Here is a 13,172-nt window from a genome sequence, read left to right as displayed (position 1 = left end):
TATGGTCATGCACGAGAACGGAGGATTTCCTATGTCAAAAGCAAATGGTTTGACCCATTGGTTGGAAACACACATTACGTTGCATACCTATGATGACCCAAGATCGGAACGGGCGAATTCCCTGACCCATATCGTCGGTACCGCCCTCGCCTTGATTGCATTCATTGCCATCCTGTTCAAACTCCCTACCCTTTCAACCCTGTCGCTGAAAATAGGGATGGTTGTCTGGGGATTGACGATGATTCTCCTCTACAGTGCCTCAGCACTCTACCATGCACTTCCCTACGGCAATGCCAAACGGGTGTGCAGGATCCTGGACCACAGCAACATCTATTTCCTCATCGCCGGTACCTACACGCCGTTGCTCTTGTATGTGAATACGCCTACATCCCATCTCCTTGCCTACCTGGTATGGGCAATCGCCCTTTCAGGCATCCTGTTCACCTTGGTCTTCTGGGGTAAATTGCGAGCGCTCCATGTCATACTCTATCTCGGCATGGGTTGGTTGATTGTTTTCTTCTGGAAGGACATCATTCCCTTTTTGCCCTCCGGTTTGCTTGTGTGGGTCATCAGTGCCGGACTTACCTACAGCATCGGGGTCATCTTTTATGCAAACAAGCGCATCCCCCATTACCATGCAATCTGGCATTTGTTCTGCATCGGGGGAAGCGCGCTTTTCTTCGTCGGTTACATGATTACTCTTTCGTAAGGAGTTTCTGAAGGTTCTCTTCCAGTACCGATTCAGTGATCATCCCCAAATATCCATTGGCCAGGGTACCATCGGCATTGATGAACACGGTGGTCGGAAGACTGTTGGTCTGGAACATATAGGCGAATATTCCTTCGTCATAATAGACGGGCGCCGTGAAGGGGAAATCCTTGATGAACTTCTTGACGGTGTCGAAGGTTTCCCGCTGACCATCCATGGCATCAAGGAAAATGAAGCTGATCTGGTCTTTATACTGCTCGTAGGCTTTGAGGAAATGGGGCAACTCCTGTTTGCAGGGGGGGCACCACGAAGCAAAATAATTGATGACCACCGGCTTTCCTTGACGGACCTTCTCAAAAGACGTTTCACGCTTGTCCAAAGTGAACAGCGGGATGTCCGGCATGGTGGGCTCTTGCTTTGCCTCGGCCTTCGGGGCGGTGGGAGCAGCGGTATTTGCATCGCTTGCAGAGACTGCATCCGATTCACTCGGCGGGGCCTGTTCGGGTGTCGTCTCCTCGAGAGCGGGTGCGGCCGGTGCTTCAGTGCTTTCGGCCACCGGCTCCTCAACAGCAGGCTGCAAGGCTGCCTCAGGACGGGGTGCTGGAGCCGGTTCGGCAGCGGCAGGCTGCGGTGCTGACGCGGGGATGGGGGTCGGTTGCTTGGATGTAACCGGGGCCAATTCAGGGGTGAAGGAAACCGATGGTGCATTGTCCTTCAATGCGTTGTAGGCTACGGAAGCTACAATGATGAGCACGATGAACGACACAATGGTTATCAATAACGTACGGGAATTCTTTTTCATAGATATCTCCTACAGAAATAATGCGGCCGGGTTGTATCCGATGACCAAGGCGATGCCGAAGGCCAACAGGAACAGACCGCTGATGATCGTAATGAGCTTTGCATGCTTCTTGATCGCAGAGAAGGCTCCTTCTGCCTGTTCGATCAGAACAGCGGAAAGCAAGAAGGGTATGGCAAGTCCCAGCGCATAGGAAAGCAGGGTGAGCATGCCTTTATACAGCAGCGCCGCATTGGCAGCCATCATCAGCGCAGAACCAAGCAAAGGCCCCACACATGGTGTCCATCCCACGGCGAATACAAATCCAAAAAGCAAAGATTTGGGAATATTCATATTCTGCAACCCTTTCAGTTGGATTTTATGATTGTCATTGAGCGCCGGAATCAGGACGAACCCGAGGTTGTTGAGCGCAAATAAAATGACCAACACCCCTCCGATGCGGTTCAGAAGCGTCAGATGCGTCTCCAAATATTTTCCTATGGTCGTGGAGGCGGCTCCCAAGGCAACAAAAAGAATCGTGAAGCCCACGACGAAAGCAATGCTGTTTTTCAGCAGTACACCCTTCTTTTGCTGCCGCTCGGCCACCCCACCTGCAAGATAGGAAAAATAAAGGGGGAGTATCGGGAGGATACACGGACTGATGAAACTAATGATCCCTTCTAGGAAAGCAGTAAGATATGCCATGGCCGAGCATAGCACAGCTGGAAAAGGTTCACAAGAGCTAAAAAAATTGATACAGTCTCCTCATGGCCAAACGCAAGGAAAAAGCAACCGGATCTTCGCTCTTCGAAACCTATTATGCTTCACTCTACCAAGCACGTTGGGAAAGGTTGAAAGCGTCGCTCTTGACTGAGCGCAACCCGGTTGCATTCAGTGAGGACCTTACCCAACCGTATTACCTGGATGAGGCATCGATCCTGGGGGCAAAACTTTTGGATGTCCAAAGTGGGGATTCGGTGCTGGATATGTGTGCAGCCCCGGGCGGCAAGACTCTGGTACTGGCTTCTGCATTGCAAGGCACCGGCCATTTGGTTTCCAATGATCGATCAGCCAACCGTAGACTCCGGCTGAAACAGGTGCTTGCCTCGCATTTGGCGGAAAATCTTCAGAACAACATCACTGTTACCAGTCATGATGCATCACGTTGGTCGTTGTATGAACAACAGGTGTACGATCGGATTCTCCTCGATGCACCCTGTTCGAGCGAGCGCCATGTACTATCTGATGGGAAAGCACTGAGTGAGTGGACCTGCGCCCGGCCCAAGCATTTGGCTATCCAACAATTCGCGATGCTGGCCTCAGCATTGGAAGCGGTGAAAGTGGGTGGGTACATTCTGTACAGCACCTGCTCGATCAACCCGAATGAGAATGAAATGATCATCGAGAAGCTTCATGCCAAGCGAGCGGGTAGGTTTTCCCTTCCGCCGATCACCCTGCAATACGGTGAGGAGCTGAAATACGGATCAATCATTCTACCGGACACAGGTCAGGGACGTGGTCCTTTGTATGTATGTTTGATCAGGAGGATCATATGAGTTCGGTTTCCCTTGTACAATGCACAACGTATGACCAACAGACGGTCGACCAAGCAGTTGAGCAGGCCTGCATGCTTGCAGATATGCCGGATGTGGCAGGAAAACGCATCTTGATCAAACCGAATATTCTCAGCGATGCAAGACCCGACCAATGCATAACCACTCACCCAAGTGTCCTGAAGGCTTTGATCCATCTGCTGAGAAAGCGTGGCGCCGCTTTTCTTTGCATGGGAGATTCACCGGGTCTCCAACGCTCCAATTTCCAGCCCAGGAACAGCGGGATCCAGGCCGTCTGTGACGAGGAGCAGGTTCCTTGGATCGACTTCACCAAACAACCGCACATGCATGTCATCCCGTATACCCGGGGCAAACAATTGCCCTTGGCATCCATTTTGGATGACGTCGACATGGTGTTCTCGGTACCCAAGTTCAAGACCCATCAATTGATGTATGCAACCGGAGCTATCAAAAACCTGTTCGGTTTGGTACCAAACCTGAACAAGAGCCCCTGTCATGTCCAGTTTCCCACCCGTGAACAATTCGCTTCCCTGATGGTCGGTATAGCAACAATTGCAAAACCTGCTTTCTGCTTGATGGACGGCATCATCGGCATGGAAGGTCCGGGACCCGCAAACGGGGTTCCCCGGCATCTGGGTCTGCTGTTGGCCAGCACCGATGCCCTGGCCCTCGATTACACGCAAGCGACCATCATGGGCTATGATGCGAAGACGGTGCCGATCATACAGGAGGCGCTGCACAGGGGATTCGGGTCGCTGCCCACCGGATATCGCGGCGTGGAACTCTCATCGATGATCGTCAAGGATTATCTGAGGATAGAACAACAGAAAAAAACCAGCTTTCTGCATGCATTGGTCCTTCCGTTCTTCTTCAGCAAATATCTCCGTTGGAAAGTCAAGCGAGAACGCAAGGCACCGACATTCCTGGCTGAACCCTGCATCAAATGCCGCAAATGCATTGACATTTGTCCAGCATCAGCCTTGACGATGCAAAACAAACAGATCATCATCGACACCAAGGCGTGTATTCGGTGTTATTGCTGCCATGAAGTATGCCCAGCCTCCGCGATCGCTGTGGATGAGCTGCACACTCCCTGAAGGATGGATTATGAACGTATCAACGCTGTTTGTAAGTATACTGCTCTCCCTGCTTCCCATCAGTGAATTGCGGGGCGGCATCCCGTATGCGTATCTCAACGGGGTTTCCCTTTTCATTGCCGCCCCCCTGTGCATTCTCACCAATGCATTGGTGGCCCCGATCGTCTACACATTCCTCGCTACCCTCCATAGGGTTCTCCATTCATGGTGGAAATGGTATGCCTCATTCTTCGACCGATTCGTCGAGCGGGCACGGGCGAAGGTCTATCCGAAGGTGAACAAGTACGGGTATTGGGGCATTCTGCTTTTCGTCGCCATCCCGCTTCCGGTCACGGGAGCTTGGACGGGAACCCTGGGTTCCTGGATTTTGGGCCTTGACAAGAGAAAGACCATGATGGCAGTATTCGGCGGAGTCATCGTTTCCGGCCTGATCGTCACCGCCTTGGTTGCCTTGGGAATAGGAATGAACTCGGTCTTCATCAAACGTTTTTGAGGTAACATGCATTTCAATCTAGCAAAAGAACTCAACCCTGAGCAGTGCAAAGCTGCTTCGACCCTCCATGGCCCCCTGCTGGTCATTGCCGGGGCCGGAAGTGGAAAAACCCGGATGCTCACCTACCGGATCGCCAACATGCTGGCCAGCGGTATCCAGGAAGAATCAATCCTTGCCCTCACCTTCACCAACAAGGCGGCCCGTGAAATGGCGGATCGTATCCGGGAGCTTACGGGACTTCCTTTGAAAAAATTGACCACTTCCACTTTCCACGCATTCGGAATGGGGGTGCTCAAGCAATATATCCAACACCTTGGTTTCAAGAACAACTTCACCATCTACGACACGAATGACCGGATGGCCCTGATCAAGGAAGTCATCCAGAATCTCGATTACGTGGTGGAAAGTTTTGATCTGTATGAGCTTTCGGCACTATTCAGTGACATCAAGACGAAACGCAAGGTGTTCGGACCGAATGCGTCGGAGAAGATACGCGGTTTGTACCAAGAGTATGAACAGCATCTGAAAGCCTACAATGCCGTTGATTTCGATGATTTGATCATGAAACCGCTTGAGCTCTTCGAAAAGAAGCCGGAGGTGCTGGCCTCGCTGCGTAACCGTTTCACTCACATCCTGGTCGATGAATTCCAGGACACTTCCCTTTCCCAATACCGAATGGTTGAACAGCTTGCCCAGCAGAGCCGGAACCTGTGTGTGGTCGGCGACGACGACCAGAGCATCTACAGTTGGCGTGGGGCGAACTATGAGAATTTGGTCATGTTCGAACGCGATTTCCCCGAACGTCTGGAAATCAAACTGGAACGCAACTACCGTTCGACCGGAACCATCCTGGAAGCGGCAAACTCCCTGATCATCAACAACCAGATGCGCAAGGACAAGAAACTCTGGACCGAAAGCGGCAAAGGTTCCTCCATTCGGCTGATCCACCCTACCAATGATGAGGATGAAGCATCGGTCATCGCCGATGAGATCCTCATGGTCCACAAGAAGGAAGACCGTCCGTTTTCGGATTTCGGGGTATTGGTCCGAACCAACAGCTTGATCGACACATTGGAAACCAAGTTTGCCGAGCGAGGCATCCCCTCCCAGGTAACCGGAGGCCAGAGTTTCTTCGATCGGAAAGAAATACGTGACATCATCAGTTACCTGAAAGTTCTGGCGAACCAGGATGATGATGTGAACCTGCTTCGTGTCATCAATACTCCTAGGCGCGGCATCGGGCGTACGACGCTCGAAAAATTGCGTCGGGTTGCAGATCAGCACAAATGCTCTTTGTACAGTGCGCTTTCCTTGATGTCCATCGCCACCGATGGGCAGGTCAAGGAGGGAATCCAACGCACCCTGAAGCGTTTCTTCGATATGATCGAGGATTTTCATGAACAGTTGTTCGCCACGCACACCCAACGCAATATGGTGCTCAGGACCTTGGTGCAGGAAATCGGATACAAAGCGTATCTGGAAGCAGAGCACCCGGACAATGAGGCGGTCGTTGCATTCAAGATGAAGGGTATCGGACGGCTGTGCGACATGCTGGCTCGTTGGGAACGGAATCCGGACAACAGGAGCTCGTCATTATTCGAGTTTCTCAACCGAATCAGCTTGACCGGCAAGGATGATCCGGAAGATCAGAACGAAGGGAAGATCGCCTTGATGACGATCCATGCGTCAAAAGGGCTCGAATTCGACACCGTCTATCTTGCCGGGGTTGAGGACCAGTACATCCCCCACGCCAGAGCCATCGAGGAAAACCCTCAGAACATCGACGAAGAACGCAGGCTGTTCTATGTTGCGATCACCCGCGCCAGGAGAGCCTTGATCATCAGCAGTTGCGAAAAACGCAAGCGGGGGCATGATGAGATCACCAGCCTACCTTCCCGTTTCCTCGAGGAAATTCCCAAATCGCTTTTCGACGAGGAAGATCCAGCCAAGCAACTATCCAGCGACCAGGTGGTGGACAAGCTCAGGTTATTGCGCGAGCGACTTGCCGGGAAAACCAACGCCTAGGGGCTCAGCATCTTCTGGGCCATTCTGACTGGAGACCATGTCATAATACAGACCTCTCTGGGCAAGCAGGCTCGAATGGGTTCCCCGTTCACAGATGCGCCCCTCTGAAATCACCAATATCAAATCGGCATCCTTGACGGTCGAGAGCCGATGGGCGATCAAAAAGCTGGTACGTCCGGCCATCAGGGTCGTCAAAGCTTTCTGGATCTCTTTTTCCGTCTTGGTATCCACCGAGCTGGTCGCTTCGTCGAGTATGAGGATCGGACTGTCGGAGAGCACCGCCCTGGCGATCGCCAGTAATTGCTTTTCCCCTTGGCTGAGGCTTTGATTGTTTGCTGAAATCATCGAACGGTAACCGTTGGGGAGCTTTTCTATACATTGGTCCGCCCTGACCAAGCGGGCAGCTTGCATGACCTGCGCATCGCTCGCCTCGGGTTTTGCATACCTGATTGTTTCGGCTATGGTTGAGGTGAAAAGGCAGGGCTCCTGCAGGACAACGGTGAAGCAATGTTTGAGGCTGCTGCGCTTGATGTGGGTAAGAGTAACCCCATCCAACAGGATTTCCCCGCTATCGACGTCATAGAAGCGGGTAAGCAGATTGACGATGGTGGTTTTTCCAGATCCGGTTTCCCCTACCAGTGCGATCACCTGTCCCGCCTTTGCCGTGAAATTGATGTCCGTAAGAACCTGCTTGTGTTTGTCATAGGAAAAAGAGACGTGCTTGAATTCGACATTCCCTCGTGCGTTCGCCAAATCCACCGCATTCGGTTCGTCGGGGATCTGCTCGCTTTTATCCAAGATCTCAAATACCCGTTCCGCACCGGCCAAGGCGCTTTGGATGGTGTTGAACAATCCCGCAACCTGATTCAAAGGGGAAGCGAATCGTTTTGAGTAGGTAAGAAACGTGATGGCTGTTCCGATCAAAAGCCCGCTGTTTGTACACAGCACCCCGCTTATAATGGCCACCACGGCGAAGGTGAAATTGTTCAGAACGTTCATCAGCGGCATCAGCAATCCGGAATACAACTGGGCCGAGGTTCCGGCCACCCGCAGTCGTTCGTTGGTTTGCGTAAAAACAGTATCAAAATCCGCTTCCTTGGAAAACGCCTTGATCGTCTGTAGATTCTGGATGCTTTCCTCCACCAATGCGTTGATCTTCCCCAGATTCTGTTGTTGTTCCAAAAAGAAAGCCCTGCTTTTCTTTGCAATGAATCGGGTGACGAGGAACACGAACGGAACACAAAGCAATACACTCACGGAGAGCACAATATTCAGGAAGAACATAACGGACAAAGAGCCGAGAATGGTCAGGATGCTTTCCAACAGCTGTACTGCAGAAGTGGCTATCGATTGGCTTATCAGGTCGACATCATTGACGAGACGGCTCATTGTATCACCGCTGGAATTGGTATCGAAGAAGGCAAGATCCAAATGCTGCAGCTTGGCGAAGAATCGGGTACGGAGCGCTTTCACCAGATGCTGGGAGGCTTTCAGGATCATACTGTGGCTGAGCATGGTCACCAATGCATTTGCGGCAGAGAACACCAGCAATGCTGCAATGAGTGTCTGGAAACGGGGGATGTCCACCTGATGGTCCGCTTCATGGAACGTATTGAAGACTTGGCCCACTCCATAGGGAATGCCTACGGTGAGTGCAGTTGAGAGTATGCTCAAAAAAAGTGTGGCAATCCACGTACGTCGATATCCAAGAAACAAATGCAGAAGCCGTTTCAGGGTGCCTTTCATATCCTTGGCTTTTGCATGGGAGGCGAATCGACTTGCTCCTCCCACCTTCGGTGCACCCAGTCGTGGAATCTCAATCTGGGCCATGTCCGTTCCATCCATTTTGTGAGGCGAATATGCCCTGGTATACAGGGCAATCCTCAAGCAACTGTGCATGCGTTCCCAACCCCATCTGCCTGCCATCCTCGAGGACAAGAATGAGGTCGGCGCTCCGAGCCAATGAACACCGTTGGGTGATGAAGATGATGATCCGCTCCTCTTTGTCGGCCAGCAGGGAAGAACGCACCTTCGCTTCGGTGATGGCATCCAATGCACTGGTTGCATCATCGAGTAGAAGAATTGGACTGTGCCTGAGCAATGCCCGCGCGAGCGCCAGTCGTTGCTTCTGCCCTCCCGAGAGATTGGAAGCACCACTTGCCACCGCCTGCTTGCCATCTGTGACGAACAATGCCTGCGCCTGTGCAAGTGCATCATCGATTTGCGCTTTGGTGGCGGAAGGATCACCCCAATGCAGGTTCTCTTCAACGGTCCCTCGGAACAATGCCGGATTTTGGCTCACATAGGCAATATGCCGACGCAGGTCGGTTCGATCAAGCGAGGAAAGCGGAAAACCGTCGAGGGTGATTACCCCTTGTTGCGGGTCATGGAATCGAAGCAGCAACGATGCAATCGTCGATTTCCCCGAGCCGGTAGGCCCGATGATGGCAATGCTCTGAGCGGATTTGACGTGAAATGAAATATCCTGCAAGGCAGGTACCCCTTCCTTGCCTTCATAGGAAAAGCCTACGTGGGAGAAAGCGAGTTCGGTGACCTTGGGCATCGGATTCGCCAGGGAGGGCTCTTCTTCGGATGGTTGGGCGAACACCTCCTCGAGCCGCCTCAGCGAAGCCTTTGTTCGGATAAGAATGTTGAAAATATTCGTCATCTGCAGGATGGATCCGAGCATCAAGGCGATGTAGACGGTAAATGCACTGATATCCCCTGCATTTGCCAAGGACAAGGAAAACAGACGGCTTCCGAGCATCAGGATGCCCACCGTTCCGAGGCCGACGATCAGGGTAAGCAGGGGACTGAGCAAGGTAATGATCATCTGCGCCCTGATGCTGCTTGATTCCAGTGAGGCATTGTCCTCTTCGAACAACTGTTGCTCATGGGCAAATGTTCCGAATGCCTTGACCAAACGCACGGAATGCAAGTATTCAGAAACCCTGCTGTTCATGGTATCCAATGCTTGCTGCAATGCGGTAAATCGTTTGTAGGAGAGGCGCATTCCCAAAGCGATTGCTGAAAACAAAAGGATGACAACCGTATAGATTACCATGCTCATCCTCGGATTGATCGAGGTGGCCAAGACAATGCTGCCGATGGTGGTCAGCGGGGCTTTGACGAAAATACGCATGGTCCCGTTTACGGCCTGAGTCACCTGCTGTACATCACTGGTCATCCGGGTGATCAGAGAACCCGGGCTCAGATGTTCGAAGCTGGAAACATCAAGATGAAGAATCTTGGAAAACACATCACGACGAAGGTCGGAGCCGCAGGCTTGGGAGACGTTGCTTGACAGATAGTTGCGGCTGATCGCGAACACCAAGCCTATGAGGCTGAACAGCAACATGAAAAACCCCCAATGATACACGGCGGGCAAGGAGTTTTTCAGTATTCCCAAATCGATGATCTTGGCCATGAACGTAGGTCCAAGCAAATCACACAATGATTCGAGGGCAACAGCGACAAGCGCCAGGATGAACGGTTTGCGATACTTGGTGAGATACCGCTTCAGAAGTTCCATATGCATCATATTCTGCAAATCGGATGAACTTGTAAAGGAGTGGCATGTGTGAAAGGCAGAAAATCCTGACCAACGGCACGCTTGCCTGAAGAAAATGGAATCTACCGGATCCAGGCAAAGTAGGATTGAGTTTGCTCAAGCATACATCAATTCGGATTTGTTATGGTGACGGTAATCGTACCTCGATAAGAACCGCTTGCAAGCAGCGACACTGCATTCTCACTGATACCACCAATTTTCAAATCCTGACTGTTCGCGTTGGGCTGTAGCCCTGTCCAAAGCATCGGTACGCCTTTCGTTATGGGGGAATTGCCCAGGAACAGAAAGTAGGAAATCGGATTACCAGGACCATCAACAGGGAAGAGTTGAAATTCCGGAGCGGTACTGGTATCACTGAATACAAGTGTTTGTTCATACGTTTCGCCTGCCACTCCATTCTCTATTTGAATCATCGCCTGGTTGACGGTCACCCTATTGCTCCCCAATGCAGATTCCAGAGAAAAATGTACATCAGCATCAAAGAAATGGAAAAGGAAGGTGGGTACGAGAGGTACATCGCCATAATAAAATCCAGGAGATCCAGGATCCTCAGGATTGGTATATCCCCCCGTTCCAATGATGGGGGTGCTGTCAGGTCCATCCACCCCATCAGTTACCACATAATCACCCTGGGTCTCCACAACCGTCCCATCTGCATTGGTGTAGGAGCCGACATTTGTTCCTTCCTCCTGCGCAACAGCGATGCTGAAGCGTGGATTGAACCCAGAGGGAAGGGTGAATGGTGAATCCAATTTGAAATAGGAAGCATATCGATACAAGCTCTGTGCATGCCTATTCGTTTTATTCGTATTGACAAGATACATCTCGACATACAATACCGGTTGGTACACGGTGACATCCGACCAGCTAATGATCGGCCACAAGTTATTATACAGGGTTTGCAGTACCGGCTCACCCCCTAGACCGTTCGGATAGGCTACGCTCATGATATAAAACGTATTGGTTCCCAGCTCATACGGACCGTTGGCATAGTTTTTCATCAATCCAGTCACCGGTATGCCGTCACTTGCCTCCCCTATGTTCACGAGTGAAGGTGAGTAGATTTCCCCATCTGTAGCAGTTATGACAAAAGTTCCCAGCTTAGCGCCAAGCACGGAATCACTGGTGTAAGGGCCAGGTGAAATACTCAAGGTTATTTGATTTTCGGGGATATAGACAGCCGTCACAGTTGCAAACAGCAATGACTGAAAGCAACCAAGAAGGAGCAATATCACAAGCATTCTTGGCCTCATTTTCGTCCACTCCTCATGGTCCAACCATACAAGCGAGCAACTCATTTCCCCCAAGGATAACAAATAATTTCTTTATATACAAGCTCTTCGATTTCAGCTAACCAATCCTACGAATCGGACTTATCCGTCTAATCGGTTCATTGCTTTTGAATGCCGGTTTTCATCCGAGCAGGGATATCAAAAATGATCTGCTTCGCTTTTCAATCCATTGATCTGAAAATTCCCAGTGGATTTTTTTTCAGGAGAATAGTTGAAATAGGCATTATTTCGAAGATTCATCCAATCATCACCGTGCAATCTCATCCTAAATATGGACAGAAAGTATATAGCGTAGTATAACATATGTCATATGTAATATTTTATACAGATTGTCTTCAATATATAAAATTAAAACAAAAAATATCTAATAATCATAGATATTTCTGTACCTATAGTATTATTTATGATGGCATTGACAGCAGTAAATACCTACCGTACACTTTTCCCATGAAAGGAAAGTATGTCATTAGTTTGATTGTACTTCTTGCAAGCCTTTCGGTCTTGCCTGCAACTCCTACGCCCTCGAATATAACCTCAACCTATTATCCGGAACCGTATCTGCAATTCCAGTACGGACCTCCTTCTGTACTGCAGAATTTCAGCAGCAGCAGTACATTGCTTTACCCTGACGACTTCATCGCCATGCTGGGGCGGGTGGTGATTGAGACTGACGGCAATACCCTGTTCGACCCCTCCCTCATCCAGATGAACATCAGTTTGGATTTGACCATCGAGGGGTATGGCCGCGATCCAACGTCCGGGATGTTCGTCTTTGCCGAAGTACCGGTTGAATTGCGGGCGATTTCGGTGGTGGGAGGATCGGTGATTTCCAGCGTCATCGTAGAAGGGACTACCATTAATCTCGCACCCAATCCGGGAAATGTGCTGAAAGGTACCAGTTCGATGATCACCTATCTTGTTCTGGTGAACACATCCCAAGGATACGATTATTTCATCCCCGGAACCTACTATACGTTGACTGACGACAGTGTCATCGGGAATTTCGGTATTGCAGCAGAGGAATCAGGGAACCAAGATCCCATCGATATACCGGTGTCCTTGGAGGGAAGCGACCCGGAGGATACCGCTCCCTTCCTCCCACAGACCGTCGATCCGACGCCCGATATTCCCTTCGAGGGGGAGGGATATCCATTCGAACACGCGTTCATTCTCTCCATTCTTTCCAATCCTGCCTATTTTGACTTGGCACAGGCGATGATCACGGGAAACCGTATCGAAATCGCCACGGTATCGCTGCAGGTGATCGATGCGCTTCCCGACCATGAATACGGGGTGGAAATTGCATTCAGCAGCTCTGATCCCTTGGGATTTGCCGTGCATCTGAACGGCGATCTTTCCGAGCATGGGATCCCCTACCGCCTCTATCTAGGGGATTCGGAGATTCAGAACAAGCAATTCACGGTGTGGAGGAATCTCTTCACCAATGGAACCACCATCGGAGAGGCTCAGAAATCCATAACCGTATCCGTCGACCCGGGAACGGCAATCGACGAAGCTCCGGAAGGTACCTACCATGACACGGTCACCGTGGTTGTCATCCCTTTGGATACGTTATAGAGGGTAGTCGTGCATGGTATACGCATTACTTGCCTTTCTCCCCATTTTTCACTAG

General features: G+C 50.9%; 11 protein-coding genes. 6 read left to right on the top strand and 5 right to left on the bottom strand.

Annotated features, from left to right (window positions below; genetic code table 11):
* The first annotated feature begins 31 nt into the window (after positions 1–31).
* Positions 32–709 (top strand): PAQR family membrane homeostasis protein TrhA, encoded by a 678-nt coding sequence (gene trhA / locus AB7C91_RS05280; protein WP_332446437.1) that lies wholly within the window; start codon positions 32–34, stop codon positions 707–709.
* On the opposite strand, the gene AB7C91_RS05275 is transcribed toward trhA, so the two are convergent.
* Together AB7C91_RS05275 and AB7C91_RS05270 are read right to left on the bottom strand one after the other, a co-directional pair.
* Positions 696–1,511, bottom strand: coding sequence for a redoxin family protein (locus AB7C91_RS05275; protein ID WP_428589685.1), 816 nt, complete (start codon positions 1,509–1,511; stop codon positions 696–698). The genes trhA and AB7C91_RS05275 overlap by 14 nt on opposite strands.
* A gap of 9 nt (positions 1,512–1,520) precedes the next feature.
* Positions 1,521–2,192, bottom strand: a complete 672-nt coding sequence (locus AB7C91_RS05270; RefSeq protein WP_332446439.1) for a cytochrome c biogenesis CcdA family protein — start codon at positions 2,190–2,192, stop codon at positions 1,521–1,523.
* Between the two features lie 62 nt (positions 2,193–2,254).
* Here AB7C91_RS05270 and AB7C91_RS05265 point away from each other — a divergent pair, with 62 nt between their 5' ends.
* The 4 genes from AB7C91_RS05265 to AB7C91_RS05250 are packed head-to-tail and all read left to right on the top strand — an operon-like array spanning position 2,255 to position 6,676.
* The gene (locus tag AB7C91_RS05265) at positions 2,255–3,043 is read left to right on the top strand and encodes an RsmB/NOP family class I SAM-dependent RNA methyltransferase (protein ID WP_332446440.1); all 789 of its coding nucleotides are present in this window, start codon (positions 2,255–2,257) and stop codon (positions 3,041–3,043) included.
* Positions 3,040–4,158 carry a DUF362 domain-containing protein gene (locus AB7C91_RS05260; protein WP_332446441.1) on the top strand — a complete coding sequence of 373 codons (1,119 nt, stop codon included), beginning with the start codon at positions 3,040–3,042 and terminating at the stop codon, positions 4,156–4,158. Before AB7C91_RS05265 ends, AB7C91_RS05260 begins: the two co-directional genes overlap by 4 nt.
* A gap of 10 nt (positions 4,159–4,168) precedes the next feature.
* Positions 4,169–4,651, top strand: coding sequence for a small multi-drug export protein (locus AB7C91_RS05255; protein ID WP_332446442.1), 483 nt, complete (start codon positions 4,169–4,171; stop codon positions 4,649–4,651).
* 6 nt (positions 4,652–4,657) lie between these two features.
* Positions 4,658–6,676 (top strand): ATP-dependent helicase, encoded by a 2,019-nt coding sequence (locus AB7C91_RS05250; protein ID WP_332446443.1) that lies wholly within the window; start codon positions 4,658–4,660, stop codon positions 6,674–6,676.
* On the opposite strand, the gene AB7C91_RS05245 is transcribed toward AB7C91_RS05250, so the two are convergent.
* The 3 genes from AB7C91_RS05245 to AB7C91_RS05235 all read right to left on the bottom strand — a co-directional run bounded on the left by AB7C91_RS05245 (position 6,638) and on the right by AB7C91_RS05235 (position 11,398).
* Complete coding sequence (locus tag AB7C91_RS05245) at positions 6,638–8,521, bottom strand: ABC transporter ATP-binding protein (protein WP_428589680.1); 1,884 nt, start codon at positions 8,519–8,521, stop codon at positions 6,638–6,640. The genes AB7C91_RS05250 and AB7C91_RS05245 overlap by 39 nt on opposite strands.
* Positions 8,493–10,208, bottom strand: coding sequence for an ABC transporter ATP-binding protein (locus AB7C91_RS05240; protein WP_332446445.1), 1,716 nt, complete (start codon positions 10,206–10,208; stop codon positions 8,493–8,495). The genes AB7C91_RS05245 and AB7C91_RS05240 overlap by 29 nt, the downstream gene beginning before the upstream one ends.
* 146 nt (positions 10,209–10,354) lie before the next feature.
* Positions 10,355–11,398 carry a hypothetical protein gene (locus AB7C91_RS05235; protein WP_428589676.1) on the bottom strand — a complete coding sequence of 348 codons (1,044 nt, stop codon included), beginning with the start codon at positions 11,396–11,398 and terminating at the stop codon, positions 10,355–10,357.
* Between the two features lie 588 nt (positions 11,399–11,986).
* Between AB7C91_RS05235 and AB7C91_RS05230 the strand changes: the two genes are divergently transcribed.
* On the top strand, positions 11,987–13,117 hold the full coding sequence (locus AB7C91_RS05230) for a hypothetical protein (protein ID WP_428589673.1): 1,131 nt from the start codon (positions 11,987–11,989) through the stop codon (positions 13,115–13,117).
* The last annotated feature ends 55 nt before the right edge of the window (positions 13,118–13,172 follow it).

Origin of the sequence: Sphaerochaeta sp., assembly GCF_050256055.1 — a bacterium.
In the GTDB taxonomy this organism is placed as follows: Bacteria; Spirochaetota; Spirochaetia; order Sphaerochaetales; family Sphaerochaetaceae; genus Sphaerochaeta.
This window is presented reverse-complemented; position numbering and strand designations above follow the sequence as displayed.